The organism is Pseudomonas sp. LTGT-11-2Z, from assembly GCF_003691445.1.
Classification (GTDB): Bacteria; Pseudomonadota; Gammaproteobacteria; order Pseudomonadales; family Pseudomonadaceae; genus Aquipseudomonas; species Aquipseudomonas monteilii.
Window position 1 is genome coordinate 830,025 of the sequence record NZ_CP033104.1, and the last position, 24,867, is coordinate 854,891.

General features: G+C 63.2%; 23 protein-coding genes. 7 read left to right on the forward strand and 16 right to left on the reverse strand.

The window, feature by feature from the left end; all coding sequences use genetic code 11:
- Positions 1-524 precede the first annotated feature (524 nt).
- The gene (locus D8767_RS03725; RefSeq protein WP_016712242.1) at positions 525-1,292 is read left to right on the forward strand and encodes an SDR family oxidoreductase; all 768 of its coding nucleotides are present in this window, start codon (positions 525-527) and stop codon (positions 1,290-1,292) included.
- An 81-nt stretch (positions 1,293-1,373) separates the two neighbouring features.
- Here D8767_RS03725 and D8767_RS03730 read toward each other — a convergent pair whose 3' ends face one another.
- The 3 genes from D8767_RS03730 to D8767_RS03740 form a co-directional block, all read right to left on the reverse strand.
- Positions 1,374-2,471, reverse strand: a complete 1,098-nt coding sequence (locus tag D8767_RS03730) for an AGE family epimerase/isomerase (RefSeq protein WP_016712241.1) — start codon at positions 2,469-2,471, stop codon at positions 1,374-1,376.
- A gap of 43 nt (positions 2,472-2,514) precedes the next feature.
- A complete protein-coding gene (locus tag D8767_RS03735; protein WP_016712240.1) occupies positions 2,515-3,150 on the reverse strand; it encodes a TetR family transcriptional regulator in 636 nt (211 codons plus the stop codon).
- A 121-nt stretch (positions 3,151-3,271) separates the two neighbouring features.
- On the reverse strand, positions 3,272-3,724 hold the full coding sequence (locus tag D8767_RS03740; RefSeq protein ID WP_027614722.1) for a hypothetical protein: 453 nt from the start codon (positions 3,722-3,724) through the stop codon (positions 3,272-3,274).
- A 341-nt stretch (positions 3,725-4,065) separates the two neighbouring features.
- On the opposite strand from D8767_RS03740, the gene D8767_RS03745 reads away from it, so the two are divergent.
- Positions 4,066-6,132 carry an AsmA family protein gene (locus D8767_RS03745; protein ID WP_016712238.1) on the forward strand — a complete coding sequence of 689 codons (2,067 nt, stop codon included), beginning with the start codon at positions 4,066-4,068 and terminating at the stop codon, positions 6,130-6,132.
- A gap of 66 nt (positions 6,133-6,198) precedes the next feature.
- On the opposite strand, the gene D8767_RS03750 is transcribed toward D8767_RS03745, so the two are convergent.
- Positions 6,199-6,729, reverse strand: a complete 531-nt coding sequence (locus D8767_RS03750) for a bacterioferritin (protein ID WP_016712237.1) — start codon at positions 6,727-6,729, stop codon at positions 6,199-6,201.
- A gap of 42 nt (positions 6,730-6,771) precedes the next feature.
- Positions 6,772-7,113, reverse strand: coding sequence for an osmotically-inducible lipoprotein OsmE (gene osmE, locus D8767_RS03755; RefSeq protein ID WP_016712236.1), 342 nt, complete (start codon positions 7,111-7,113; stop codon positions 6,772-6,774).
- A gap of 123 nt (positions 7,114-7,236) precedes the next feature.
- Here osmE and D8767_RS03760 point away from each other — a divergent pair, with 123 nt between their 5' ends.
- Entirely contained in the window at positions 7,237-8,127 is an 891-nt protein-coding gene (locus D8767_RS03760) for a triacylglycerol lipase (protein ID WP_029380229.1), read from the forward strand.
- Here the strand turns inward: D8767_RS03760 and D8767_RS03765 are convergent.
- A complete protein-coding gene (locus D8767_RS03765) occupies positions 8,124-8,996 on the reverse strand; it encodes a DMT family transporter (RefSeq protein WP_016712234.1) in 873 nt (290 codons plus the stop codon). The two genes, D8767_RS03760 and D8767_RS03765, sit on opposite strands and share 4 nt — an antisense overlap.
- A 378-nt stretch (positions 8,997-9,374) precedes the next feature.
- On the opposite strand from D8767_RS03765, the gene D8767_RS03770 reads away from it, so the two are divergent.
- Complete coding sequence (locus tag D8767_RS03770; RefSeq protein WP_016712233.1) at positions 9,375-9,662, forward strand: PsiF family protein; 288 nt, start codon at positions 9,375-9,377, stop codon at positions 9,660-9,662.
- Positions 9,663-9,732: 70 nt separating this feature from the next.
- The gene (locus D8767_RS03775; protein ID WP_016712232.1) at positions 9,733-10,740 is read left to right on the forward strand and encodes an AI-2E family transporter; all 1,008 of its coding nucleotides are present in this window, start codon (positions 9,733-9,735) and stop codon (positions 10,738-10,740) included.
- A gap of 36 nt (positions 10,741-10,776) precedes the next feature.
- On the opposite strand, the gene D8767_RS03780 is transcribed toward D8767_RS03775, so the two are convergent.
- Complete coding sequence (locus D8767_RS03780) at positions 10,777-12,048, reverse strand: Hsp70 family protein (protein ID WP_016712231.1); 1,272 nt, start codon at positions 12,046-12,048, stop codon at positions 10,777-10,779.
- 164 nt (positions 12,049-12,212) lie between these two features.
- Between D8767_RS03780 and cbpA the strand changes: the two genes are divergently transcribed.
- Together cbpA and D8767_RS03790 are read left to right on the forward strand one after the other, a co-directional pair.
- Positions 12,213-13,169 carry a curved DNA-binding protein gene (gene cbpA / locus D8767_RS03785; protein ID WP_016712230.1) on the forward strand — a complete coding sequence of 319 codons (957 nt, stop codon included), beginning with the start codon at positions 12,213-12,215 and terminating at the stop codon, positions 13,167-13,169.
- A 2-nt stretch (positions 13,170-13,171) separates the two neighbouring features.
- Positions 13,172-13,477 carry a chaperone modulator CbpM gene (locus D8767_RS03790; RefSeq protein ID WP_016712229.1) on the forward strand — a complete coding sequence of 102 codons (306 nt, stop codon included), beginning with the start codon at positions 13,172-13,174 and terminating at the stop codon, positions 13,475-13,477.
- A gap of 68 nt (positions 13,478-13,545) precedes the next feature.
- On the opposite strand, the gene D8767_RS03795 is transcribed toward D8767_RS03790, so the two are convergent.
- The 9 genes from D8767_RS03795 to D8767_RS03835 form a co-directional block, all read right to left on the reverse strand.
- The gene (locus D8767_RS03795) at positions 13,546-14,061 is read right to left on the reverse strand and encodes a GNAT family N-acetyltransferase (RefSeq protein ID WP_016712228.1); all 516 of its coding nucleotides are present in this window, start codon (positions 14,059-14,061) and stop codon (positions 13,546-13,548) included.
- Between the two features lie 31 nt (positions 14,062-14,092).
- Entirely contained in the window at positions 14,093-14,791 is a 699-nt protein-coding gene (urtE, locus tag D8767_RS03800; protein ID WP_016712227.1) for an urea ABC transporter ATP-binding subunit UrtE, read from the reverse strand.
- 19 nt (positions 14,792-14,810) lie between these two features.
- Positions 14,811-15,668 carry an urea ABC transporter ATP-binding protein UrtD gene (gene urtD, locus D8767_RS03805; protein WP_016712226.1) on the reverse strand — a complete coding sequence of 286 codons (858 nt, stop codon included), beginning with the start codon at positions 15,666-15,668 and terminating at the stop codon, positions 14,811-14,813.
- A complete protein-coding gene (urtC, locus tag D8767_RS03810; RefSeq protein ID WP_016712225.1) occupies positions 15,665-16,744 on the reverse strand; it encodes an urea ABC transporter permease subunit UrtC in 1,080 nt (359 codons plus the stop codon). Before urtC ends, urtD begins: the two co-directional genes overlap by 4 nt.
- Complete coding sequence (urtB, locus tag D8767_RS03815; RefSeq protein WP_371058969.1) at positions 16,744-18,264, reverse strand: urea ABC transporter permease subunit UrtB; 1,521 nt, start codon at positions 18,262-18,264, stop codon at positions 16,744-16,746. Before urtB ends, urtC begins: the two co-directional genes overlap by 1 nt.
- An 88-nt stretch (positions 18,265-18,352) precedes the next feature.
- Entirely contained in the window at positions 18,353-19,618 is a 1,266-nt protein-coding gene (gene urtA / locus D8767_RS03820) for an urea ABC transporter substrate-binding protein (RefSeq protein WP_016712223.1), read from the reverse strand.
- A gap of 184 nt (positions 19,619-19,802) precedes the next feature.
- Positions 19,803-21,209: a D-serine/D-alanine/glycine transporter gene (cycA, locus tag D8767_RS03825; protein WP_016712222.1), complete on the reverse strand. Its 1,407-nt coding sequence runs from the start codon at positions 21,207-21,209 to the stop codon at positions 19,803-19,805.
- A gap of 159 nt (positions 21,210-21,368) precedes the next feature.
- On the reverse strand, positions 21,369-22,736 hold the full coding sequence (locus D8767_RS03830; protein WP_016712221.1) for a PepSY domain-containing protein: 1,368 nt from the start codon (positions 22,734-22,736) through the stop codon (positions 21,369-21,371).
- Between the two features lie 58 nt (positions 22,737-22,794).
- Positions 22,795-24,861, reverse strand: coding sequence for a TonB-dependent copper receptor (locus tag D8767_RS03835; RefSeq protein WP_016712220.1), 2,067 nt, complete (start codon positions 24,859-24,861; stop codon positions 22,795-22,797).
- Between the last annotated feature and the right edge of the window lie 6 nt (positions 24,862-24,867).

Below are 24,867 nucleotides of genomic sequence, written 5' to 3' on the forward strand. Positions count from 1 at the left end.
ACCCCGGTTTTCCTTCCCAAGCCCATCTTTCCACAGGCCGGATCTTTTCCACGGATAATGTGGAACCGCCTGTGGAAAACATGGTGGCATCTCGCTCAAGCCCTTTGATACCGTGCTCTGCAGAGGTTTGATCGTTTTTTGATCAGGCGCTCTTTGTGGATGATTTTTCAAGGTTTTTCAAAGCCCTGCAAACACTTGGATGCCGCTGAAAAACCTGTGGATAACTCTGTGAAGAAACGTTGGACAGACTGCTGCAGGCGGCATGCTTGAAAGCCCTGCGCCATCATCGAAAAGATATCCACCGACCACGCAGCGCTGAAAGGGTTCCGCACCGTGGACAAGTTGCCCCCAATCCGTGGGGAAAGCCTTGTGGATAACATGCGCATAGCTGGCGCCGGGCCCTCTGCGGCAAGGGTTTGCCGCAGATGAACAAAAAATGAACAGCCGCCTGACTGGCTTGCTGCCAGCGCCCGGCGCGGGCATGCTGCAAAGCTGCCATGACAACCTACCGTGAGGAACAGAGCATGACGTCCACCGTATTCATCACTGGCGCCACGTCCGGTTTCGGCGAGGCCACCGCCCGCCGCTTTGCCGAGGCCGGCTGGAAACTGGTGCTCACTGGCCGTCGCAAGGAGCGCCTGGACGCCCTGTGCGCGGAACTGTCGGCCAAGACCGAAGTGCATGGCCTGGTGCTGGACGTACGTGACCGCAAGGCCATGGAACAGGCCATCGCCACTCTGCCGGCCGGATTCGACAAGCTGCGCGGCCTGGTGAACAACGCTGGCCTGGCGCTGGGCGTGGACGCAGCGCAGAACTGCAGCCTGGACGACTGGGAAACCATGGTCGACACCAACATCAAGGGCCTGATGTACACCACCCGCCTGCTGCTGCCACGCCTGATCGCCCACGGCCGTGGTGCATCGATCCTCAACGTGGGTTCTGTGGCGGGCAACTACCCGTACCCAGGCAGCAACGTGTATGGCGGCACCAAGGCCTTCGTTGGCCAGTTCTCGCTGAGCCTGCGCTGCGACCTGCGCGGGACTGGCGTGCGGGTGAGCAACATCGAGCCGGGCCTGTGCGAGAGCGAGTTCTCGCTGGTGCGCTTCGGCGGTGACCAGGCCAAGTACGACGCTACCTATGCCGGTGCGGAGCCGATCCAGCCGCAGGACATTGCCGAGACCATCTTCTGGATCCTCAACCAGCCGGCGCACATCAACATCAACAGCCTGGAGCTGATGCCGGTGAGCCAGGATTGGGCAGGGTTCTCCATCGACCGTACGGTCAAGGGCTAGATTTGATGGCCTATTCGCGGGTAAACCCGCTCCCACAGGGCTTGTGCAATACCTGTGGGAGCGGGTTTACCCGCGAACGCATCAGCTCAGGCGCTGCAAGCCTTCCAGGCAGGTTGCCAAGTGGTAGGGCGTAGTCGAAGGCATATCATGCCGGCTGACATTGCCTTCCCCATCCCGGCATTCATACCAGCCCGCTTCCCGCAGGAACCGCGCTTCCAGCGCCTGCATCTGGGTAGCCAATTTCGCCTCACCCGCCTCACGTAGCACCAGCGCCCGCAGGTACTCCGCCTGCGCCCAGATCCGCTGGGTGGCGTCGATCACCTTGCCCTCCACATCCAGCATCGCCAGCACTGCCGCATCTTTCACCCCGTACTGCTCGGCAAAGCCGAATGCCCGGTCGATGGACGCATGCAGCGGCGTATCACGCAGCAGCGGTGAGGTATGCAGCAGGTAGAACCACTCGAACTGGTGCCCCGGCTCAAACCAGTTATCCACAGCCCCGCGTGGCTTTTCAAGCATCAGGCCGTGGGCCGGTTCGATGAAGTGTGTTTGCAGTGCCTCGCACAGTTGCAGCAGCGACTGTTGGGTATGCCCGTCATCACGCACCGTCAGCACTTGCAGGAACGCTTCGGCCAGGTGCATCTGCGGGTTCTGCAGCGGGCCGCTGCCCAGGTCGGCCCAGTCTTCGCCCAGGCTGGCTTCGTACAGGCCGTCGTCACGGGCGAACTGCTGGTCGATGATGTCCAGCGCAGCGTTCAAGGTGGACTCGACCAGGTTTTCGCGTACCTTGCCCCAGTAGTGCGCGCAGGCGAAGACGATGAACGCGTGGGTATACAGGTCCTTGCGGCGGTCCAGCGGTTTGCCCTGGGCATCGATGCTGTAGAACCAGCCACCGTGCTCGGCGTCGTGAAAGTGCTTTTGCAACGAGCGGAACAAGGCGGCTGCGCGCTCGGCTGCGCCCGGTTGCCCGATGCGGCTGCTGAACAGGTACAGCTGGCGTGCGCAGGCCATGGCCCGGTAGCGCTGCACTGGCAATGGCTGATGCTGATTGTCCAGCGCCTCGTAGGGCAGGGCCATGTCGGCATTCCAGCCCGGGCCTTGCCACAGCGGTACGATGCGCTCGGCGAAGTGCTGGTTGAAACGGGCCAGTTCGGGCAGGGTGTGGCGGGGGTTGGACATGTCGGCGCTCGTCGCTGTCGGGCAGGGCGCCATGGTAGCAGAACTAGGGTTGTGGGTTGCCTAGCCCTTGCCAATGCCGCGCCCCGACAAAGATGAAGCGCAATTGCTGGGTGATCTTTTCCTGCGGTGTCAGCGCTTGTGGATAACCCGCTTCCGGGCTGTCGATAAGCTCTGGCAGGGTGGCAAACACCGTTTTCACCACCAAGTCGGCCATCACCGCCAGCGCGGCGCTGTCCAGGTGCTGCCAGCGTTTCATGCGCGCAAGGTCGGTGGCCAGGTCGTCGCTGATGTCCTGGCGCAGGCGGGCAATGGCTTGGCGCACGGCTTGTGAACCTCCGTACTGCTCGCGGGCCAGGAACAGGAACTGCGCGCGGTGGGCGGCCACCACGTCGAGGAAGATGCGCACCGAGGCGTCGGTGATGCCGCCCAGTTCGAATTCGTTTTGCCGTACCAGGCGGATGGTCTGACGGAAGGTTGTGTCGATTTCGGCCACCAGGGCCAGGCCCAAGGCGTCCATGTCGGAAAAATGCCGGTAGAACCCGGTGGGCACGATGCCTGCCGTCTTGGCCACTTCACGCAGGCTGATACTGCCGAACCCCCGGCCGCTCTCCATCAGCAGGCAGGCGGCATCGAGCAGGGCCTGGCGGGTCTGTAGCTTCTGTTCGGCGCGCGGCAGCATGGTGCGGGCTTCTGTGACGGTAAGGCTGGGCACTCTAGTTAAAAAAACAAAGCCCGGTCAATGACCGGGCCTGGAGGGGAGCAAGCGTTGTGACATGAGTTGTTCTTTTCGACCATGGCGATCAGCTCACACGGCTGAGTTCAACCAGGCGATCCGAACCACCTTCAGCGACGCGGCCACTGCGTTCGATCAGGCGATCAGAACCACCTTCGGCGACGCGGCCACTGCGTTCGATCAGGCGATCCGAACCACCTTCGGCGACGCGACCACTGCGTTCGATCAGGCGATCAGAGCCACCTTCGGCGACGCGGCCACTGCGTTCGATCAGGCGATCAGAGCCACCTTCGGCGACGCGGCCACTGCGTTCGATCAGGCGATCAGAGCCACCTTCGGCGACACGGCCACTGCGTTCGATCAGGCGGTCAGAACCACCTTCGGCTACGGTTTTCAGCGGTTGGGCGATTTCGGCAGCGCTGGAGCGCGATTCAGCGGTCAGGTGTTGTTCGGCGGCTGGCAGGGCAAACGCGTTGGCAGCCAGGATGGACAGGGTCAGGGTCAGCAGATGACGTTTCATGATTTCGGTGCTCCTCTCGGGGGCTGGAAAGTGGGTACGGAGCCAATGCTACGCCGCGTAACGCCAGAGAGAAGTTCATACGGGTAATGGTAACAATCGACCGCATTGATAGAGGTTGGAAACGGCTCTATTCCGTACCTTGCAGGGATAGGCGCGGCGAGTTTCCCCTGCTGCGGGCGGGTAACAGGTAGGGCCTGGCGCGACAAATTGCTGAGCAAAAGGCCAGGAAAAACTTCGCTATCATGGCGCCATCGATAAAACCCTGCGGGTTTTCATCAGTCCCAGATATCAAGTGCCACCGCTGCGCCCGTTTTGTGCCATGCCGCAAGGAGAACCCCGCAATGACGCGTCCCGCCAGAATTCTCGTCTGGACCCTCACCAGCCTGCTGACACTGCTGGCGATCCTGGTGGTTGTGATTGCCACCTTTGATTGGAACCGCGTCAAGCCGCTGCTGAACGAGAAGGTGTCCGAGGCCCTGCAGCGGCCTTTTGCGATCAATGGCAACCTTGCCGTGCAGTGGCATACCGAGCCCGAAGAAGGTGGCTGGCGTGCCTGGGTGCCATGGCCGCACTTCATCGCCGAAGACCTGACGTTGGGCAACCCCGACTGGCTCAAGGAGCCGAAGATGGTCGGCCTGGAGCGTGTCGAGTTCCGCCTGGCGCCGCTGCCGTTGCTGTTCCAGCAGATCAGCATCCCGCGCATCAACCTGACCAAACCGACGGCCAGCCTCACCCGCCTGGCCGATGGCCGGGCCAACTGGACCTTTGACCTCGGGCCAAAAGACGAAAACGCAGAACCTTCAAAATGGCAGCTGGACATCGGCGCCATCGGTTTCGACCAAGGTAATGTCAGCTTCGACGACCAGACCCTGCAAACCAACATGAAGGTGCAGATCGACCCGCTGGGCAAACCGATCCCGTTCAGCGACATCGTCGGCAAGGCCAGCGCCGAAAAAGCCGGTGGTGCCCAGGACTACGCCTTCGGGCTCAAGGCCCAGGGCCGCTACAAGGGCCAGCCGGTGTCCGGCACCGGCAAAATCGGCGGCCTGTTGGCATTACAGGACGCCAGCCAGCCGTTCCCGCTGCAGGCCGACGTGCGGATTGCCGATACCCATGTGGTGCTCGCCGGCACCCTGACCGATCCACGCAACCTCGGCGCCCTCGACCTGCGCCTGCGCTTGTCCGGCGCCAGCCTGGGTAACCTCTATCCATTGACCGGCGTGACTCTGCCAGACACCCCGGCCTACTCCACTGACGGCCGCCTCAACGCCAACCTGCACGCGGCGCAAGGGGCGACATTCAACTATCAGGGCTTCAATGGCAAGATCGGTGACAGCGATATTCACGGTGACTTGGCCTTCGTCGCCAGCCAGCCACGGCCCAAGTTGTCCGGCAACCTGGTTTCGAACCAGTTGCTGTTCAAGGACCTGGCACCGCTGATCGGCGCCGACTCCAACGCCGAACAGAAGGCCCGTGGCGGTGCCAGCAAGCAGCCGACGGGCAAGGTGCTGCCGGTGGAAGAGTTCCGCACCGAGCGTTGGCGCGCCATGGACGCGGATGTCACCTTTGCCGGCAAGCGCATCGTGCACAGCGCGCAACTGCCGTTCAATGACTTGTCGGCCCACGTGATTCTGGAAGACGGCCTGCTGCGCCTGGAGCCCCTGCGGTTTGGCGTGGCGGGCGGCAACCTGGCCTCGAAGATTCGCCTGGACGGGCGCAACGTGCCATTGCAGGGGCGTGCCCAGCTGACTGCACGTGGTTTCAAGCTCAAGCAACTGTTCCCTTCCTTTGCACCGATGCAGACCAGCTTTGGCGAGCTGAACGGTGATGCCGACATCAGCGGCCGTGGCAACTCGGTAGCGGCTTTGCTGGGCACGGCCAATGGTGACCTGCGCATGCTGATCAACGATGGCGCCATCAGTCGTAGCTTGATGGAGATTGCCGGTTTGAACGTGGGCAACTACGTGGTCGGCAAACTGTTTGGTGACGAGGATGTGAAGATCAATTGCGCGGCGGCAGATGTGGGGATCAAGGATGGCCTGGCCACAACGCGCCTGTTCATCTTCGATACCGAGAACGCCATCATCTACATCAACGGCACGGCCAATTTCGCCAGCGAGCAGTTGGACTTGAAGATCACGCCGGAATCGAAAGGGCTGCGGCTGTTCTCGCTGCGCTCGCCGCTGTATGTGCGCGGGCCGTTTGCCAAGCCCAGTGCCGGGGTGCAGGCGTTGCCGCTGGCGCTGCGCGGTGCGGGAATGGTGGCGCTCGGTGTCGTGGCCGGGCCGGCGGCGGGGTTGCTGGCGCTGATTGCGCCCAGCAGTGGGGATGATCCCAACCAGTGCACGCCGCTGTTGCAGCAGATGAAGGCGGGCAAGGCGCCGGCTGCGGTGAAAGGCAAGAAATGATAGGGGGCCGCGTTGCGGCCCAAGCGCCGGCAAGCCGGCGATGGGCTGCAGAGCAGCCCCTTGCGATTACAGCCCTTGTAGCAGATCGGACATGTCGTCCGCGTGCTCTTCTTCCTGCGCCAGGATGTCCTCGAAGATGCGCCGCGTAGTCGGGTCTTTATCGCCGATGTACTGAATGATCTCGCGGTAGCTATCAATGGCAATCCGCTCCGCCACCAGATCCTCCAGCACCATCTCTTTCAATGAATTACCCGCCACATATTGGGCATGGGAATTCTTGCTCAGGTTATCCGGGTTGAAATCCGGCTCCCCGCCCAGTTGCACGATGCGCTCCGCCAGTTTGTCGGCATGCTCGGCTTCCTGGTTGGCATGCTCCAGAAACTCGCTGGCCGCCACACTGGCCTTGATGCCGCTGGCCATGAAGTAGTGGCGCTTGTAGCGCAGCACGCAGACCAGTTCGGTGGCCAGTGACTCGTTCAGCAGGCGCAGGATCTCCGTGCGGTCGGCGTTGTAGCCCTCGGTCACCGCGCCTTGCTCGACATGCTGGCGGGCACGCTCGCGCAGGGTTTGCACATCGGTCAGTTCAACGTTGCTCATGGTTATCTCCAGACGGGTCAGGACGGTAGATCAGGGTGGGACTCAGGCGCCATGCAAGGCGTCGCTGTCCTCTTGGCGTTGTTTGCAGGTTTTGAAGCCCTTGGCGTCGACATGGCCGGTGGCGTCGAAGCGCACGTAGTAGGGCTGCTGTTTGCCGTCGCGGTTGAGGATGTAGTCGTTGCAGGTGCCCCCGTGCGGCAGGTCGATCACGTTCGACGGGCTGCCGCCGATGGCGATGACCTTCTGCATGGTCATGCCGTGTTCCACTTGCTTGACCAGTGGTTCGTCGCGGTAGGTGACGTAGTCCACCGGGTTTTCCGGGCGGCTGCCGCAGGCGGCCAGGGTGGCGCTTGCCAGAAGGATTGCCAGGGTCTGCTTGTACATGGTCCCGCTCCTTGCAAAGGGTCTGTGTGGTTTGGAACCACAGCGCGCGCCAGGAGTTCGATTGCGATGGTCATGATGGCCGCTGTAGTGTTGGCCGGTCGTCCACGGAAAGGGGCTGGGGCAATGCAGCAGGAATTGGCCACGCGATACCCGTTGGTGCTGGTGCCGGGCATGCTCGGGTTTGTCCGGTTGGTGCTCTATCCGTATTGGTTCGGCATCGTGCCGGCCCTGCGCAAGGGCGGGGCACGGGTGTTTCCGGTGCAGGTTTCGCCGCTGCACTCAAGCGAGGTGCGTGGCGAGCAGTTGCTGGCGATCATCGAAGACATTTGCCAGCGCACCGGCGCCGCCAAGGTCAACCTGATCGGCCATAGCCAGGGTGCCCTGAGTGCGCGCTACGCTGCGGCCAAGCGGCCGGATCGCGTGGCTTCGGTCACCTCGGTGGCTGGCCCCAACCATGGCTCCGAGCTGGCTGACCACCTGGAGCGCACGGCACCGGGCGATTCCCCCCAGGGCCGTATTCTCAAGGCCGTATTGCATGGTTTTGCCGTGTTGCTGGTGTGGCTGGAAACCGGCTGGCGCCGCGACCCGCTGCCGGTGGATGTGCACGCCTCGCACCAGTCGCTGACCCGCGCCGGGGTGGGGCTGTTCAACCAGGCTTACCCACAGGGCCTGCCGCAGACCTGGGGCGGGGAAGGGGCGTATGAAGTCGATGGCGTGCGCTATTACTCGTGGTCCGGCACCTTGCAGCCCGGCCTGACCGACCAGGGGCGCAACCGCTTTGACGGCAGCAACCGCTTCTGCCGCCTGTTCGCGCGCAGCTTCGTCAAGGAAAAGGGCCAATGTGACGGCATGGTCGGGCGTTTCAGTTCGCACCTGGGTCAGGTGATTGGTGACGACTACCCGTTGGACCATCTGGATATCGTCAACCAGTCGCTCGGCGCCGTGGGCAAAGGTGCAGAGCCGGTGCGGCTGTTCACTGAACATGCCGCCCGGCTCAAGGCTGAAGGGCTTTAGCGGCGAATGGGCGTGGTCCAGCGCTCGGCCAGCACCACCCCGGCCAAGGTCAGCAAGCCGCCGACCAGGTGATAGCGGGCCAGTTGCTCGTCGAGCACCACGGCGGCGATCACTGCGGTGACAACCGGCAGCAGGTTGAAGAACAGCGTGGTGCGACTTGGCCCCAGACGATGCACAGCTTGCATCCACACCAGCGGCGCGATCATCGAGGCCAGCACGCAGGCGTACAGCACCAGGCCGATGTTGTGGCTGTTCAGGCCGGTCTTGTCCGACAGCAGGAACAACGGCAGCAGCACGACGATGGCCACCAGCACCTGAAGGTACAGCAACTGCAGAGGCGGCAGGCGCAGCTGCCATTTCTTCAGCAGGAAGCTGTACAGCGCGTAAGCCAGGGTGGCCACCAGCATCAGCAGGTCGCCACTGTTCAGGCCGTGCGCCAGCAGGCTGGCGGGATGGCCGGTGCTGACCACTTCCAGTACGCCAAAGAACGACACCACTGCGCCCAGCAGGGCACCGTAGCTCAGGCGCTGGCCCAGCCAGGCGATGGAAAGTGCCAGTGACATCAGCGGCATCAGCGAGAGGATGATGCCCATGTTGGTGGCGCTGGTAATGCCGGCGGCGAAGTAGGCCAGGCTCTGGTACAGCGCCATGCCCAGCACGCCCAACACGAACACCTTGCCCAGGTACGGGCGGATCGCTGCGCGGTTGCGCCACACGGCGGGCAGCAGGAACGGAGTGAACAGCAGGGCGGCCAGCAGCCAGCGGTAGAAGCCGATTTCGGCGGGGTGGATGGCACCGGCGGACATCTTGGTGACCACGGTGTTGCCGGCCCAGATGAGGATGGCGGTGAGGGGGAACAGGTAGTTCATGGAACAGGTACTCGGAAAAGCAGATTTTGGAGGCGTTCGCCTTTGATAACAGCGGCGCCTGTCAGATCGAGCGCCGCCCGCGCGGCGCATCGCGAGCTGCGCTCGCTCCTACGTTTGTTTCGGGCCAATTATGCCTGTGGGATGTGCGTGCGTACGCTTTGGCGCATGGCTGAATATCGCGTTGCACGAAGTAGGCGGTCGCGCGCGCCTGGCACAGGCGTTACTGGCCCGAAACAAACGTAGGAGCGAGCGCAGCTCGCGATGCGCCGCACGGGCGGCGCTCGATCTATGCACCACCGAAAAACTCAAGTCAGGCATCTCTTGGCTACACTCAGCTCGACCCCCGTGCATCGGGCGCGGAGCGAAGGAGACCACTCCATGAAAGTGCTGCACATTCCATTACTGGTGCTGGCCGTGCTGTTCAGCGCCCAAGGCTTCGCGGCCAACACCGCGCAGCAGGAAAAGATGAAAACCTGCAACGCCGACGCCACCGCCAAGGCCCTCAAGGGCGATGAGCGCAAAGCCTTCATGAGCACTTGCCTGAAAAAGGACGTGCCGCAAACCCAGCAAGAGAAGATGAAAACCTGCAACGCCGACGCCACCACCAAGGCCCTGAAGGGTGACGAACGCAAAGCCTTCATGAGCGAGTGCCTGAAGAAGAAATGACCTGCGCCTATGCCTGCAGGCGCAAGGCTGGCAGACTGCGGGCATTCCCGCTGTCTGCCGTCGAGGCTGTATGACCTTTACCCCCCGTCAGATCACCCTGGCCAGCCTGATCATCGTCATGGCCGGGCTGCTGCTGGCCTTGCCCCTGAAGTTGCTGCCCAGCCTGCTTGCCGGCCTGCTGGTGTTCGAACTGGTCAACATGCTTACCCCGCGTCTGCAACCGCTGCTGGCCGGCCAACGCGCCCGCTGGCTGGCCGTGGCGCTGCTCGGTACGCTGGTGGTCAGTACCCTGACGCTGCTGATTGCCGGTGCCTTCAGCTTCCTGCTGCACGAGGCGGAAAACCCCGGCGCCTCGCTGGACAAGTTCATGGCGTTGGTCGAGCGCGCCCGTGGCCAACTGCCGCCGTTCATCGAGGGCTACCTGCCCGCCAGCGCCGCCGAGTTCAAGGTGGCCATCGGTGACTGGATCAAGAGCCACCTGAGCGATCTGCAACTGGTGGGCAAGGGCATGGCGCACATGTTCGTGACACTGCTGATCGGCATGATCCTGGGTGCCATCATCGCTTTGCAGCGCATTCCCGATGTTTCCCGGCGCAAGCCCCTGGCCGCGGCGCTGTTCGAGCGCCTCAATCTACTGGTGAAGGCGTTTCGCAACATCGTCTTCGCGCAGATCAAGATCTCGCTGCTCAACACGTTTTTCACCGGCATCTTCCTGGCGGTGGTGATGCCGCTGTTCGGCGTGCACCTGCCACTGACCAAGACGCTGATCGTGCTGACCTTCCTGCTGGGCTTGCTGCCGGTAATCGGCAACTTGATGTCCAACACCCTGATCACCATTGTCGGCTTGTCGCTGTCGATCTGGGTGGCGGCGGCAGCGCTGGGCTACCTGATTGTCATCCACAAGGTCGAGTACTTCCTCAACGCGCGGATCGTGGGGGGGCAGATCAGTGCCAAGGCGTGGGAGTTGCTGCTGGCGATGCTGGTGTTCGAAGCGGCGTTCGGGCTGCCTGGTGTGGTGGCGGGGCCGATTTACTATGCCTATCTGAAGAGTGAGCTCAAGCGGGCTGAACTGGTCTGACAGATTGCCGGGGCTGCAAAGCAGCCCCAAGATGCTTCAGGCCGCCCCGTACCGCTTGCGCGCCTCGATGGCCAGCCCGCTACCAATGCTGCCAAAGATATTGCCTTCCACATGCCGCGCATTCGGCAGCATCGCCGCAACGCTGTTACGCAGCGCCGGAATACCGCTGGAACCGCCAGTGAAGAACACCGTGTCCACCTGGCCTTCGCTCACGCCAGCCTTGGCCAGCAATTCGGTCACGCTACCCCGCACTCGCTCCAGCAGCCCTTCGATCGCTTCTTCGAACAGCACGCGAGTCAGCTCTGCCGTCAGCTCAGGCTCGACACGGCGCAGGTCGATGTGGCGGCTTTCACTGTGGGTCAGCTCGATTTTGCTGGCCTCGACCTCCATCGCCAACCAGTGCCCGGCGCGCTGTTCGATCAGCTTGAACAGGCGGTCGATGCCGAAGCTGTCTTCGATGTCGTAGCGCATGCTGCCCAACGCCAGTTGCGACTTCTGTGAATACAGGGCGTTGATGGTGTGCCAGGTGGCCAGGTTGAGGTGATAGCTGGTGGGCATCAGCGCGCCGCTCTTCATGCGGCTGCCGTAGCCGAACAGCGGCATCACGCCCTGCAGGCTCAACTGCTTGTCGAAGTCGGTACCGCCAATGTGCACACCGCCGGTGGCGAGGATGTCACTCTGGCGTTCGGCGACCAAGTGGCGCTCGGGCGACAGGCGGATCAGGGTGAAGTCGGACGTACCACCGCCGATGTCGACGATCAGCACCAGTTCTTCGCGGCTGATGCTCGACTCATAGTCGAAGGCTGCGGCAATCGGCTCGTACTGGAACGACACATCCTTGAAACCGATCTTGCGCGCGACATCGGCCAGGGTGTCTTCGGCTTCCTGGTCGGCAGCCGGGTCTTCGTCGACGAAGAACACCGGGCGGCCCAGCACCACCTGGTCGAACTCGCGACCCGCGGCAGCCTCGGCGCGCTTTTTCAGCTCGCCGATGAACATGCCCAGCAGGTCCTTGAACGGCAGGGCGCTGCCCAGCACGCTGGTGTCGTGTTTGATCAGCTTGGAGCCCAGCAGGCTCTTCAGCGAGCGCATCAGGCGGCCTTCGTAGCCTTCCAGGTACTCGTGCAGTGCCAGGCGGCCATAAACCGGGCGACGTTCCTCGATGTTGAAGAACACCACCGAAGGCAAGGTGATCTTGCCGTCTTCCAGGGCGATCAGCGATTCCACGCCAGGGCGGTGCCAGCCGACCGTGGAGTTGGAGGTGCCAAAGTCGATGCCCAGGGCGCGGGCCGGGGATACGTCAGACATAGGGAATGAGCTTCCGGAGGCAAAACGGCCGCGCAGTGTATGCCAGTTGGCTACAGAATCAAGACCAGTCGTCTGCCATAGGGCAAACCCAAAGCGGCCTTGAAAGGCTATGCTTGACCCCTATCTTCAGTGGCAACACGCACATTTACATTGGTGATCCATAAATGGACTTCAAAGACTATTACAAGATACTCGGCGTAGAGCCCACGGCGGACGACAAGGCGATCAAGGCCGCGTACCGCAAGCTGGCCCGCAAGTATCACCCCGATGTCAGCAAGGAGCGCGACGCCGAGGACAAATTCAAAGAGGCCAACGAGGCCTACGAAGTCCTGGGCGACGCGCAGAAACGTGCCGAGTTCGACGAAATCCGCAAGTACGGCGGCCAGCATGGCCGGCCGTTCCAGGCACCACCGGGCTGGGAAAGCCGTGGCGGTGGCGGCGGCTTCGAGGGCGGCGACTTCTCCGACTTCTTCAGCTCGATCTTCGGTGGGCGAGGGGGTGGCAACCCTTTCGGTGGCGCCCGTCAGCAACAACGCAGTGCCGGCAGGCGAGGGCAGGACGTGGAGCTTGAACTGGCGGTATTCCTTGAAGAGACCCTGAGCAAGGAGTCCAAGCAGATCGCCTTCCAGGTGCCGCAAACCAATGCCATGGGCCAGCGCACCGGTTTCACCACCAAGACGCTGAACGTGAAGATCCCGGCCGGGGTGACCGACGGCGAGCGTATCCGCCTTAAAGGCCAGGGCGCACCGGGCAGCGGTGGCGGGGCCAATGGCGACCTGTTCCTGACCATCCGCATGGCACCGCACCCGCTGTTCGATGTCGAAGGCCATGACCTGATCATCACTGTGCCACTGGCACCGTGGGAGGCGGCCCTGGGCACCAAGGTGGCGGTGCCGACCCTGGACGGCAAGATCAACCTGACCATCCGCCCCGACAGCCAGAGCGGCCAGCGCCTGCGCGTACCGGGCAAAGGCCTGGCGAACAAGCAGGGCGAGCGCGGCAACCTTTACGCGCAGCTCAAGGTGGTCATGCCGACGACTTCTGACGAATCTACCCGTGAACTGTGGGCCAAGCTTTCCGAAAAGGCCGCGTTCAACCCGAGGGCACAATGGAGTAAGTGATCATGAGCAGCACCCTGATCGTTCAACTGGACATGCGTACCCTGTGTCAGGAAGCCGATGTCACGGCGGACTGCGTGATCGAAATCGTCGAGCACGGCATTGTCGAACCCTCCGGGCGAACGCCTGAGGACTGGTTGTTCGACGATCAGGCGCCGCTGCTGACCCGGCGTGCGGCCAAGCTGCACCAGGAGCTGGAACTGGAATGGGAAGGGGTAGCGCTGGCGCTGGAGTTGCTGCAGGAGGTGCAGCAATTGCGCAGTGAGAACAACATGTTGCGCCAGCGGCTGGGCAGGTTTACTCAGATGTGAGTGTGTTTGCCTAAACTGGCCTCTTCGCGGGCGTGCCCGCGAAGAGGCCAGTTTAGGCAACATCAATCTCAGGATGGCTCTGCACCTGGGTTCAGCACCAGCTGCATGAAGGTCAAGTCCAGCCACCGGCCAAACTTCACCCCCACCTGCGGCATCTGCCCGGTCACCACAAACCCCAACCGCTCATGCAGGCGCACCGACGCCGCATTGCCACTTTCGATGGCCGCGACCATCACATGCTTGCCGCAACCGCGTGCCCGCTCGACCAACGCCGCCATCAACACCGGCCCCAACCCCTTGCCACGCTGGTCACCCCGGACATATACCGAGTGCTCCACGGTCAGGCGAAAACCTTCGAACGGCCGCCAGTCGCCAAACGAGGCATACCCCAGTACACCCGTCTCATCCACTGCCACCAGAATCGGATACCCCTGCTGCGCGCGTGCATCGAACCAGGCCTGGCGGTTGGCAAGGTCCACTGGTGTTTCATTCCAGATCGCCGTGGTGTTACGCACAGCGTCGTTGTAGATGTCGAGGATGCCTGGCACGTCGGGAGACAGGGCATCGCGTATTTCGTAACTCATGACAGCGTCTCGCAGGGTCGTTGCTTGCAGATTAAATGGTTACCAGCCCACGCACACCTTCGGCCTGCATGTTTTCGCCACGCCCGCGTTGGACGATCTCACCGCGAGCCATGACCAGGTACTGGTCGGCCAGTTCTTCGGCAAAGTCGTAGAACTGCTCCACCAGCAGAATCGCCATGTCACCACGCTCGGCCAGCCGGCGGATGACAGCACCGATTTCCTTGATGACCGAAGGCTGGATGCCTTCGGTCGGCTCGTCGAGGATCAGCAGGCGCGGACGGCTGGCCAGGGCGCGGCCGATGGCCAGCTGTTGTTGCTGGCCGCCCGACAGGTCACCGCCACGGCGTTGCTTCATCTGCTCCAGTACCGGGAACAGCTCGTAGATGAAAGCGGGGACTTCGCGGGCTTCACGGGCCGGGAAGCGGGACAGGCCCATCAGCAGGTTTTCCTCGACGGTGAGGCGCGGGAAGATCTCGCGGCCCTGGGGTACATAGGCGATACCGGCATGTACCCGTTGCTGGGGCTTGAGGCTGGTGATGGGCTTGCCTTCCCATTCGATGCTGCCATCGCGGGCAGGTACCAGGCCCATCAGGCAGCGCAGCAGCGTGGTCTTGCCCACACCATTGCGGCCCAGCAGGCAGGTGACTTCGCCAACCTTGGCTTCGAAGGACAGGCCCCGGAGGATGTGGCTGCCGCCGTAGTATTGGTGCAGCGTGTCGATTTTCAGCATGTCATGTCCTTGGAATAGATCATCGGCCCAAATACACCTCAACCACCCGCTCATCCGCCTGCACCTGCTCCAGCGAACCTTCTGCCAGCACACTGCCCTGGTGCAACACGGTCACATGGTCGGCAATGCTCCCCACAAACCCCATGTCATGCTCCACCACCATCAGCGAGTGCTTGCCGGCCAGGCCTTTGAACAACTCGGCGGTGAACTCGGTCTCGGCATCGGTCATGCCGGCCACCGGTTCGTCCAGCAGCAGCAATTGCGGCTCTTGCACCAGCAACATGCCAATCTCCAGGAACTGCTTCTGCCCATGGGACAGCAAGCCAGCCTGACGTTGAGCCAGGGGCAGCAGACGCAAGGTGGTCAGCACCTCTTCGATGCGCTGGCGCTGCTCACCGCCCAAGCGCGCCGCCAGGCTGGCCCACACCGACTTGTCGGTCTTCAGCGCCAGCTCCAGGTTCTCGAACACGGTCAGCGCCTCGAACACCGTGGGCTTCTGGAACTTGCGGCCAATGCCGGCCTGGGCGATCTGGTATTCGCTCATGCGGGTCAGGTCGAGGGTGTCGCCAAAATAGGCGCTGCCGGTGTCGGGGCGGGTCTTGCCGGTGATCACGTCCATCATCGTGGTCTTGCCGGCGCCGTTGGGGCCGATGATGCAACGCAGTTCGCCCACGCCGATGTACAGGTTCAGCGCGTTGAGTGCCTTGAAGCCATCGAAGCTGACGCTGATGTCCTCCAGGCTCAGCACCGTGCCGTGGCGGGTATCCAGGCCGGCCTTGCGGCTCTGGCCCAGGCCGATGGCATCACGGCCGGCGCCCAGGTTGTCGAACACAGGTTCCAGCATGAATTCCGGGTGGACCGGGGGCACGCCTCTCATGACTGGCTCCTTTTCTTCAACAGGCCGACCACGCCCTTGGGCAGGTACAGGGTGACAAGGATGAACAGTGCGCCAAGGAAGAACAGCCAGAACTCCGGGAAGGCCACGGTGAACCAGCTTTTCATGCCATTGACCAGGCCGGCACCGAGCAACGGGCCGATCAGCGTGCCACGCCCGCCCAGGGCCACCCACACGGCGGCTTCGATGGAGTTGGTCGGCGACATCTCGCTGGGGTTGATGATGCCCACCTGTGGCACGTACAGCGCACCCGCCAGGCCGCACAGCACAGCGCTCAGCACCCACACCAGCAGCTTGAAACCACGCGGGTCGTAGCCACAGAACATGAGGCGGTTTTCGGCATCGCGCACGGCGGTGAGCAGGCGGCCGAATTTGCTACGGGTCAGGCGCCAGCACAGGTACAGGCTGGTCAGCAGCAAACCGACGGTAAGCAGGAACAGCACTGCCCGGGTGCCTTGCGCGGTAATGTCGAAACCGAGAATGGTGCGGAAGTTGGTGAAGCCGTTGTTGCCACCAAAGCCGGTTTCGTTGCGGAAGAACAACAGCATGCCGGCGAACGTCAGGGCCTGGGTCATGATCGAGAAGTACACGCCCTTGATTCGCGAACGGAAGGCAAACCAGCCGAACACCAGTGCCAGCAGCCCCGGCGCCAGCACCACCAGGCACAGAGCCCAGGCGAAATGCTGGGTGCCGGCCCAGTACCACGGCAGCTCGGTCCACGACAGAAAGGTCATGAACCCCGGCAGGCCGTCACCGGCCGCCTGGCGCATCAGGTACATGCCCATGGCGTAGCCGCCCAGGGCGAAGAACAGGCCGTGGCCCAGCGACAGCAAGCCGGCGTAGCCCCAGACCAGGTCCAGGGCCAGGGCGACGATGGCGTAGCAGAGGATCTTGCCGACCAGGGTCAGGGTGTAGGCCGACACTTGCAAGGCATGGTCCGCCGGCAGCAGTGACAACAGCGGCAGGGCGACCAGCAGCAGGACGACGAGGGCGCCGATGGCCAGCGTCAGGCGCGGCCCGGCCTTTTGCGTAGCGGTGACAAGCAGTGGCTGGTTCATCAGTCGATTACCCGTCCCTTGAGGGCGAACAGGCCTTGCGGGCGTTTCTGGATGAACAGAATGATCAACGCAAGGATGAGGATCTTGCCAAGCACGGCACCGATCTGCGGCTCCAGCAGCTTGTTGGCGATGCCAAGGCCGAAGGCGGCCCAGAGGCTGCCGGCCAGTTGGCCGACGCCGCCCAGCACCACCACCAGGAACGAATCGATGATGTAGCTCTGGCCCAGGTCCGGGCCGACGTTGCCGACCTGGCTCAGGGCCACGCCGCCGAGCCCGGCAATGCCAGAGCCCAGGCCGAAGGCGAGCATGTCGACACGCCCGGTGGACACGCCGCAGCAGGCAGCCATGTTGCGGTTCTGGGTGACGGCGCGCACGTTCAGGCCCAACCGCGTGCGGTTGAGCAGCAGCCAGGTGAGCAGCACCACGGCCAGGGCAAAGCCGATGATGACCAGGCGGTTGTACGGCAGCACCAGGTTGGGCAGCAGCTGGATGCCGCCCGACAGCCAGGCCGGGTTGCTCACCTCGACGTTCTGCGCCCCGAACAGCAGGCGGATGGCCTGGATCAGGATCAGGCTGATGCCCCAGGTGGCCAGCAGCGTTTCCAATGGGCGGCCGTAGAGGTGACGGATGACCGTGCGCTCCAGCGCCATGCCGACCCCGGCGCTGATGGCGAAGGCCACCGGCAGGGCGATCAGAGGGTAAAACTCGATGGCGTCCGGGGCGTAGCGCTGCACCAGCACCTGGACCATGTAGGTGCTGTAGGCGCCCAGCATCAGCATTTCGCCGTGGGCCATGTTGATCACCCCCAGCAGGCCGAAGGTGATGGCCAGGCCGAGTGCTGCCAGGAGCAGGATCGAGCCCAGCGACAGGCCACTGAAGGCCTGGCCGAGCAGCTCGCCGACCAGCAGCTTGCGCTTGACCTGGGCCAGGCTGGTTTCGGCAGCGGTGCGCACCCCTGGGTCGCTTTCTGCATCGGGTTGTAGCAGGGCTTCGAGGCGGGTGCGGGCCAGCGGGTCGCCGGTTTCGCCCAGCAGGCGCACGGCGGCCAGGCGTACTGCCGGCTCGCTGGCGCCCAGTTGCAGGTTGGCCAAGGCCAGGCCGAGGGCGGCGTGCACGGCGGTGTCGGGTTCGCTGGCGAAGCGCCGGTCGAGGAAGGCCATTTGCGCAGGTTGTGCGCTTTTTTGCAGTTGCTGGGCGGCGGCCAGGCGGGTATCGCTGTTGTCGCTGAGCAACCGGTGGCTGGCCAGGGCGTTGTCAATCAGGCCGCGCAGGCGGTTGTTCAGGCGTACTTTGCGGGTGTCGTCAGCGGCGATGCGGCCTTGGCGCAGGTTTTCGAGCAGCGGCAGGCGAGTGGCATCGGGTTGCGCCGCCCAGCTTTCGAGCAGTTGGGCTTGCTCGGCGGGCTTGGCGGTGAGGAAGAATTCGCCCTCGCTGGCCTGGGTTGCCAAGGGCAATAGCAGGAGAAGGGTGAGCAGGAGTCTGAGCATGCGGGTAATCCTGGAAATCGGCGGTGGATTCATCGCGGATAAATCCGCTCCTACACGGTCGGCGCTGAACCTGTAGGCGCGGATTTATCCGCGAAAGGGCTGCAAAGCAGCCCCAATGCACTCAGTTACCTTTCACTGCATAGTCCGGGCGCTTGTCATTCCCCGGAATGAACGGGCTCCACGGCTGCGCCCGCAGCGGCTGTTCGGTTTCCCACACCACGCTGAACTGCCCGTCATCCTGAATCTCGCCGATCATCACCGGCTTGTGCAGGTGGTGGTTGGTCTTGTCCATGGTCAGGGTGAAGCCCGATGGCGCCTTGAAGGTTTGCCCGGCCAGCGCTTCGCGCACCTTGTCCACATCGGTGGACTTGGCTTTTTCCACGGCTTGCGCCCACATGTGGATACCTACGTAGGTGGCCTCCATCGGGTCGTTGGTCACGGCCTTGTCGGCGCCCGGCAGGCCCTTGGCCTTGGCGTAGGCCTTCCAGTCGGCAACGAACTTCTGGTTCACCGGGTTATCCACCGACTCGAAGTAGTTCCAGGCGGCCAGGTGGCCCACCAGCGGCTTGGTGTCGATGCCGCGCAGCTCTTCTTCGCCTACCGAGAACGCCACCACCGGCACGTCGGTAGCCTTCAGGCCCTGGTTGGCCAGTTCCTTGTAGAACGGTACGTTGGAGTCGCCGTTGACCGTTGAGATGACCGCCGTCTTGCCGCCTGCGGAGAACTTCTTGATGTTGGCGACGATGGTCTGGTAATCGGCGTGGCCGAACGGCGTGTACACCTCTTCGATGTCCTTGTCGGCCACGCCTTTGCTGTGCAGGAAGGCGCGCAGGATCTTGTTGGTGGTGCGCGGGTAGACGTAGTCGGTGCCCAGCAGGAAGAAGCGCTTGGCACTGCCGCCGTCTTCGCTCATCAGGTATTCCACGGCCGGGATCGCTTGCTGGTTGGGCGCGGCGCCGGTGTAGAACACGTTCGGCGACATTTCTTCGCCCTCGTACTGCACCGGGTAGAACAGCAGGCCGTTGAGCTCCTCGAACACAGGCAACACCGACTTGCGCGACACCGACGTCCAGCAGCCGAACACCACCGCCACCTTGTCCTGAGTCAGCAGCTGGCGGCTCTTTTCGGCGAACAGCGGCCAGTTGGAAGCCGGGTCGACCACTACCGGCTCCAGCATCTTGCCGTTCACACCACCCTTGGCGTTGATCTCGTCGATGGTCATCAGCGCCATGTCCTTGAGCGAGGTCTCGGAAATGGCCATGGTCCCGGACAGCGAATGCAGGATGCCGACCTTGATGGTCTCGGCGGCCTGGATACTCCAGCTCAGGCCCATCGCCGCAATCGATGCGCTGAGGGTAAAGGCCTTGATCAGACTGCGACGCTTCATGTGCTCTCTCCGCTGAGTTTTTATGTGTTGGGCAAGCGGGGAGGGGGTTGCAAGGGGTGTGCCTAGTGGCGGAAGGTGCGTAATAGAGGGGTTGTGCGAGGTGTTGGGGCGTTGGTTGGATCCAGATTGGTGCCTGGGATATTTGTGTGCACAGGATTGGGGCTGCAAAGCAGCCCCAGGGCTATCAGCCGTTACGCACTGCCGAGCGTGGATGACGTCTGCTGCGCACACCCTGATAAGTCACTGCCAGCAGCACGAACCAGATCGGCGTCACCAGCAGCGCCGAACGCGTATCTGCCTCCAGGCTCAGCAACACCAGGATGAAAGCAAAGAACACCAGGCACACGTAGCACATGAAGCGCCCGCCCGGCATCTTGTACTTCGACGCCTGGTGCAGCGCTGCACGATGCTTGCGGTACTTCAGGTACGACAGCAGGATCAGCGTCCACACGAACATGAACAGCACCGCCGAAACGGTGGTCACCAGGGTGAACGCCTCGACCACGTTCGGTACCAGGTAGATCAGCACCGCACCCAGCAACAGGCAGGTGCAGGAGAAGTACAGGCCGTTGGCTGGCACCGAGCGGCTCGACAGTTTTTCGAACGCCTTGGGTGCGTCACCTTCCTGGCTCAGGCCATAGAGCATGCGGCTGGTGGAGAACACGCCACTGTTGGCCGAAGAGGCCGCCGAGGTCAGTACCACGAAGTTGATGATGCTGGCTGCCGCCGGCAGGCCGGCCAGTACGAACAGTTCCACGAACGGGCTCTTGCCCGGCACCACGTCGCGCCACGGGGTCACGGCCATGATTGCAATCAGCGCCAGCACATAGAAAACGATGATCCGTACCGGGATCGAGTTGATAGCCCGCGGCAGGGTGCGCTCCGGGTTCTTCGCTTCGGCTGCGGTGGTGCCCACCAGTTCGATACCGACGAACGCGAACACGGCAATCTGGAAACCGGCGAAGAAGCCCATCAGGCCATTAGGGAACATGCCGCCGTCATTCCACAGGTTGGCCAGTTGCGCCGTGCGCCCGCTGGGCGAAGTGAAGCCGGTGATGACCATGTACAGCCCGGTGGCGACCAGGCCGAGAATGGCGACGATCTTGATCAGCGCGAACCAGAATTCCATCTCGCCGAACATCTTCACGGTGACCAGGTTCAGCGACAGCAGCAGCCCTACACAGGTCAGCGCGGGTATCCACTGTGGAAGGTCCGGGAACCAGAACTGCGTATAGGCCGCGATGGCCACCACGTCGGCAATACCAGTGACCACCCAGCAGAACCAGTAGGTCCAGCCGGTGAAGTAACCTGCCCAGGGGCCGAGCAGGTCGGCCGAGAAGTCGATGAACGACTTGTAGTTGAGGTTCGACAGCAGCAGTTCGCCCATGGCACGCATGACGAAGAACAGCATGAAGCCGATGATCATGTAGACGAAGATGATCGATGGCCCGGCCAGGCTGATGGTTTTGCCCGAGCCCATGAACAGGCCTGTACCGATGGCGCCACCGATGGCGATCAGCTGGATGTGGCGGTTGGTCAGGTTGCGTTGCAGGTGTTGCTCTTCGGGTGGTGTGGATGAGGTTTGCGTCATAGGCTGCATTCCCTTGTAAGGTCGGTCTTCTTGTCTGAGGTAGCCGGTTAGGCTAACACGCGCGTTCCAGTTCGGGGCGCGACAGATCGACTCTACATTTGGGTAGCAGTGTTCTGCCTGTGCCGGCCTCTTCGCGGGTAAACCGGCGCAGGCTAAAACTCAGGCGCTGGCCAGCACCCGACGACGGCGTACCACCAGGCTATCCACCACCCACATCACCACCATCGACACCCCCACCAGCGGGAACATCACCCCCAGCACCAGCATCACCCCCACCGCCGTCTTCCACCGCGGCAGGTCATGGCGCAGCGGCGGTACGCCCAGCCCACCCGTTGGCCGGCGCTTCCACCACATCACCAGCCCGCTCATCGAGCCCAGCAGGATCATCAGGCACACCAGCAGGATGATGATCTGGTTGAGGGCGCCGAACATCTTGCCTTCGTGCAGCATTACCCCCAGCTCGGTGGCGCGGGCGACCGGGCTGTAGTCCTGCCAGCGCACATCAGCCAAGACCTTGCCGGTATATTGGTCGACATGCAGGGTGGCGTCGTTGCGCGGGTCGTCGGCAAACACGGCAATGGTGAACACGCCGTCTGCCGTGGTCGGCAGGGTGATGCTGTAACCCGGCTCGACCTGGCGGGCAGTAGCGATGTCTTCGACCTGCTGCACGCTCACCTGGGGGGCTGCGGGCATGTCCGACATCATGTGGTGCCCGGCGTGTTCGGCGTGCGCGCCGGACTGCGGCATCGGCGTGTTCTCCATCGCCCAGGGCACGGTCTGGCGGTGCGCACTGTTCAATTCACCCGCCTGCTGGTCCGACTTGGGCACGTCGTTCCACATGGCCGCCGGGAAGCGGTTCCACACATCGGCGTACTGCTTGCCCCACAAGCCGGTCCAGGTCATGCCGCTGACCAGCATCAGCAACAGCAAGGCCGAGCCCCAGAAGCCGGTTACCGCATGCAGGTCGCGCCACAACAGCCTGCCGCGTGACGACAGCCGTGGCCATAGCACGCCGGCACCGTTGCGTCCGCGCGGCCACCACAAATACAGGCCCGACACCACCAGCACGATGCCCCAGCCGGCCGCCAGCTCCACCAGGCGGTCACCAACCGTGCCGACCATCAGTTCGCCATGCAGGGCGCGGGCGATGGCTTGCAGGTTTTGCTTGCCGTCCTGCTCGCCGAGGACCTTGCCGCTGTACGGGTCGACAAACACATTCAGTTCACGCCCGCCGTCATGCACCACGAACTGCGCACTGCGCTCCGCGTTCAGCGGCGGCAGGTACTGGCCGACGTGAGCCTTGGGGTAGGCCTGGCGCACTTCGGCCAGCATTGCATCGGCGCCCTGTCGGTGGTGGCCGGCTTCGACCACCATCAGGTCGCGGTACAGCAGCGGGTCGAGCTGCGGCTTGAACAGGTAGATGATCCCGGTGATCGCCAGCAGGATCATGAACGGGGCCACGAACAGCCCCGCATAGAAATGCCAACGCCAGGCCAGGTTATAGAAATTGATGCGTGTTCCTTTCATGGGAACCTCCTGTGTGACCAGCTGATGGGCGCAACCGAAGTTGCGCCCGTTGTTGTTGTCAGAAGCTGAAATCGACCTTGGTCCAGAAGGTCCTGCCTGGCTCATTGACCGGCTGTGGATCTGTAGCCGGGTAGCCGAACCCGGCGTTCCCGGCCAGGTTCAAGTGCTCGGCGTAGGTTTTGTCGAACAGGTTGTCGACCCCCGCGCTGAGCTTGAGGTTGTTGTTCACCTTGTAGGCGCCATTGAGCGAGAACACGCCGAAGCCGGCGCTCTTGTCGTAGTCCTTGCCGACCACGTTGCCCTGGTTCTCGGCAATGCGGTTTTGCGCCGCCACCAACCGCCACAGTGCGCCGACGCTCCACACATCACGGCTGTAGGTCAGGCCCAGGCGGCTCTCCAGGGGTGGCATTTGCGGTAGCGCTTTGCCATCACTGCTGTTCTTGCCCCAAGCGTAGGCCAGCGTGCCGTCGGCCTTCCAGTTTTCGGTCAGCTGGTAGGCCGCGCCCAGTTCGCCGCCCATGATGCGGGCGTCGATGTTCTGTGCCTGGGAGGTGCTCATGCCCATCATGCCGGTGCGGTAGTCGAACAGGATGTAGTCGCGGATCTGCCCGACATAGCCCGAAGCCCAGGCTTCTAGGCGCTCGGTGCGGTACTGGATGCCGAAGTCGAGCTGGGTGGTTTTCTCCGGCTTGATACCGTCAAAGGCGTTGGCCGCCCCCGGTGGTGCCAGCTTGGGCGAGAACAGCTCCCAATAGTCGGGGAAGCGCTGGGCGTGGCCGAGGCCGATGTAGGTGGTGGCCGGGATGGCTGCCAGGTCGTGCTCATAACGGACGAAGCCGCTGGGCAAGGTGTCGGCGCGAGTGTCGCCTTCGGTGGCGCTGCCTTTGCGCAAGTCACGGGCCGAGGCGCGGTCCAGCCGGGCACCGGTAATCAGCCGGTCTTCACCGCTGACGTACCAGGTCAGTTCGCTGAAAGCGCCGTAGTTGTGGAAGTCGGCGTCCTTGGTCCAGGCCTGGCCCTTGTGCGCGTCCACGCCCATGCCACCGCGCTTGCGGTGTTCGTTGGTCTGCGCGTCGATGCCGCCGATCAGTTGCACGTCGGCCCAGCGCCAGGTGGCCTTGATGCGTGCGCCCATGGTGCGGCGGTCGACGTTGCTGACCATCGGCATGCCCATCATGCCGCTGCCCGATGGGGTGCGCAGGCTGTAGTTGTCCATCACATGGTCGGCGTAGTTGTAGTAGACCTGCGCCTCGACCTTGTCGAGCACCTCGCCGAGGTTGGACTTTTCAAAGCGCAGGCCCAGGCTTTCGCGCTTGAACTGCGAGCCGTCCATACCACGCCCGGCATAGCGGGCCTCGCCATCGCCCTTGCCGGCAGTCAGTTCCAGCAGGGTGTCCTGGTCGGGCGTCCAGCCGAGGGCGACATCGCCGTTCCATTTTTCCCAGCGCGACGGCACGGTGTCGTTGTTGCCGTCGTGGTAGTCGTCCGAGCGAGACTGGTTACCGACGAAGCGGGCATAGGCCTGCCTGTTGCCGGCGGCGGCATCCAGCACCTTGTCGAAGCGGCCGTTGGAGCCGGCCAGCAGGCTGGCGTTCACCCGGCTGCCGAGGGTGCCGAATTTCTCTGGTTCGCGTTCGAAAAGGATGGTGCCTGCCGAGCCGCCCGGGCCCCAGATCACGCTTTGCGGGCCTTTGATCACGGTGAGGCGGTCGTAGGTTTCCGGCGAGATGTAGGACGTGGGCGCGTCCATGCGGTTGGGGCAGGCGCCCAGCATCAGGCCACCGTTGGTGAGGATGTTCAGGCGCGAGCCGAACATGCCGCGCAGTACCGGGTCGCCGTTGGTGCCACCGGCACGTATTGCCGAGAAGCCGGGGATGGTCTTCAGGTAGTCGGCGCCGTCGCTGGCCGGTACGGGCTGGCGCGGGTCTTTCGGGTTGGTGACCACGGTCAGCGGCGAACTCGGGGCCACGGCGGTGATCACCGTCGGGCTCAGCTCGGGGGCTTCGTGCACATGGCCCTCATGGCCAGGGTCGGCGGCCAGGGCCACGGGCGCGAGCAGCGAGCCGCACAGGGCGGCGATGGTCCCACGCAGGGACAAGGCAAAAACAGGGGTGCAGCCGGACATAATGAT

What these genes read in the sequence shown, in the direction of transcription:
- D8767_RS03725 (WP_016712242.1), top strand. Translation starts at nt 525, where the DNA reads ATGACGTCCACCGTATTCATCACTGGCGCCACGTCCGGTTTCGGCGAG.
- D8767_RS03730 (WP_016712241.1), bottom strand. Translation starts at nt 2,471, where the DNA reads ATGTCCAACCCCCGCCACACCCTGCCCGAACTGGCCCGTTTCAACCAG.
- D8767_RS03735 (WP_016712240.1), bottom strand. Translation starts at nt 3,150, where the DNA reads ATGCTGCCGCGCGCCGAACAGAAGCTACAGACCCGCCAGGCCCTGCTC.
- D8767_RS03740 (WP_027614722.1), bottom strand. Translation starts at nt 3,724, where the DNA reads ATGAAACGTCATCTGCTGACCCTGACCCTGTCCATCCTGGCTGCCAAC.
- D8767_RS03745 (WP_016712238.1), top strand. Translation starts at nt 4,066, where the DNA reads ATGACGCGTCCCGCCAGAATTCTCGTCTGGACCCTCACCAGCCTGCTG.
- D8767_RS03750 (WP_016712237.1), bottom strand. Translation starts at nt 6,729, where the DNA reads ATGAGCAACGTTGAACTGACCGATGTGCAAACCCTGCGCGAGCGTGCC.
- osmE (WP_016712236.1), bottom strand. Translation starts at nt 7,113, where the DNA reads ATGTACAAGCAGACCCTGGCAATCCTTCTGGCAAGCGCCACCCTGGCC.
- D8767_RS03760 (WP_029380229.1), top strand. Translation starts at nt 7,237, where the DNA reads ATGCAGCAGGAATTGGCCACGCGATACCCGTTGGTGCTGGTGCCGGGC.
- D8767_RS03765 (WP_016712234.1), bottom strand. Translation starts at nt 8,996, where the DNA reads ATGAACTACCTGTTCCCCCTCACCGCCATCCTCATCTGGGCCGGCAAC.
- D8767_RS03770 (WP_016712233.1), top strand. Translation starts at nt 9,375, where the DNA reads ATGAAAGTGCTGCACATTCCATTACTGGTGCTGGCCGTGCTGTTCAGC.
- D8767_RS03775 (WP_016712232.1), top strand. Translation starts at nt 9,733, where the DNA reads ATGACCTTTACCCCCCGTCAGATCACCCTGGCCAGCCTGATCATCGTC.
- D8767_RS03780 (WP_016712231.1), bottom strand. Translation starts at nt 12,048, where the DNA reads ATGTCTGACGTATCCCCGGCCCGCGCCCTGGGCATCGACTTTGGCACC.
- cbpA (WP_016712230.1), top strand. Translation starts at nt 12,213, where the DNA reads ATGGACTTCAAAGACTATTACAAGATACTCGGCGTAGAGCCCACGGCG.
- D8767_RS03790 (WP_016712229.1), top strand. Translation starts at nt 13,172, where the DNA reads ATGAGCAGCACCCTGATCGTTCAACTGGACATGCGTACCCTGTGTCAG.
- D8767_RS03795 (WP_016712228.1), bottom strand. Translation starts at nt 14,061, where the DNA reads ATGAGTTACGAAATACGCGATGCCCTGTCTCCCGACGTGCCAGGCATC.
- urtE (WP_016712227.1), bottom strand. Translation starts at nt 14,791, where the DNA reads ATGCTGAAAATCGACACGCTGCACCAATACTACGGCGGCAGCCACATC.
- urtD (WP_016712226.1), bottom strand. Translation starts at nt 15,668, where the DNA reads ATGAGAGGCGTGCCCCCGGTCCACCCGGAATTCATGCTGGAACCTGTG.
- urtC (WP_016712225.1), bottom strand. Translation starts at nt 16,744, where the DNA reads ATGAACCAGCCACTGCTTGTCACCGCTACGCAAAAGGCCGGGCCGCGC.
- urtB (WP_371058969.1), bottom strand. Translation starts at nt 18,264, where the DNA reads ATGAATCCACCGCCGATTTCCAGGATTACCCGCATGCTCAGACTCCTG.
- urtA (WP_016712223.1), bottom strand. Translation starts at nt 19,618, where the DNA reads ATGAAGCGTCGCAGTCTGATCAAGGCCTTTACCCTCAGCGCATCGATT.
- cycA (WP_016712222.1), bottom strand. Translation starts at nt 21,209, where the DNA reads ATGACGCAAACCTCATCCACACCACCCGAAGAGCAACACCTGCAACGC.
- D8767_RS03830 (WP_016712221.1), bottom strand. Translation starts at nt 22,736, where the DNA reads ATGAAAGGAACACGCATCAATTTCTATAACCTGGCCTGGCGTTGGCAT.
- D8767_RS03835 (WP_016712220.1), bottom strand. Translation starts at nt 24,861, where the DNA reads ATGTCCGGCTGCACCCCTGTTTTTGCCTTGTCCCTGCGTGGGACCATC.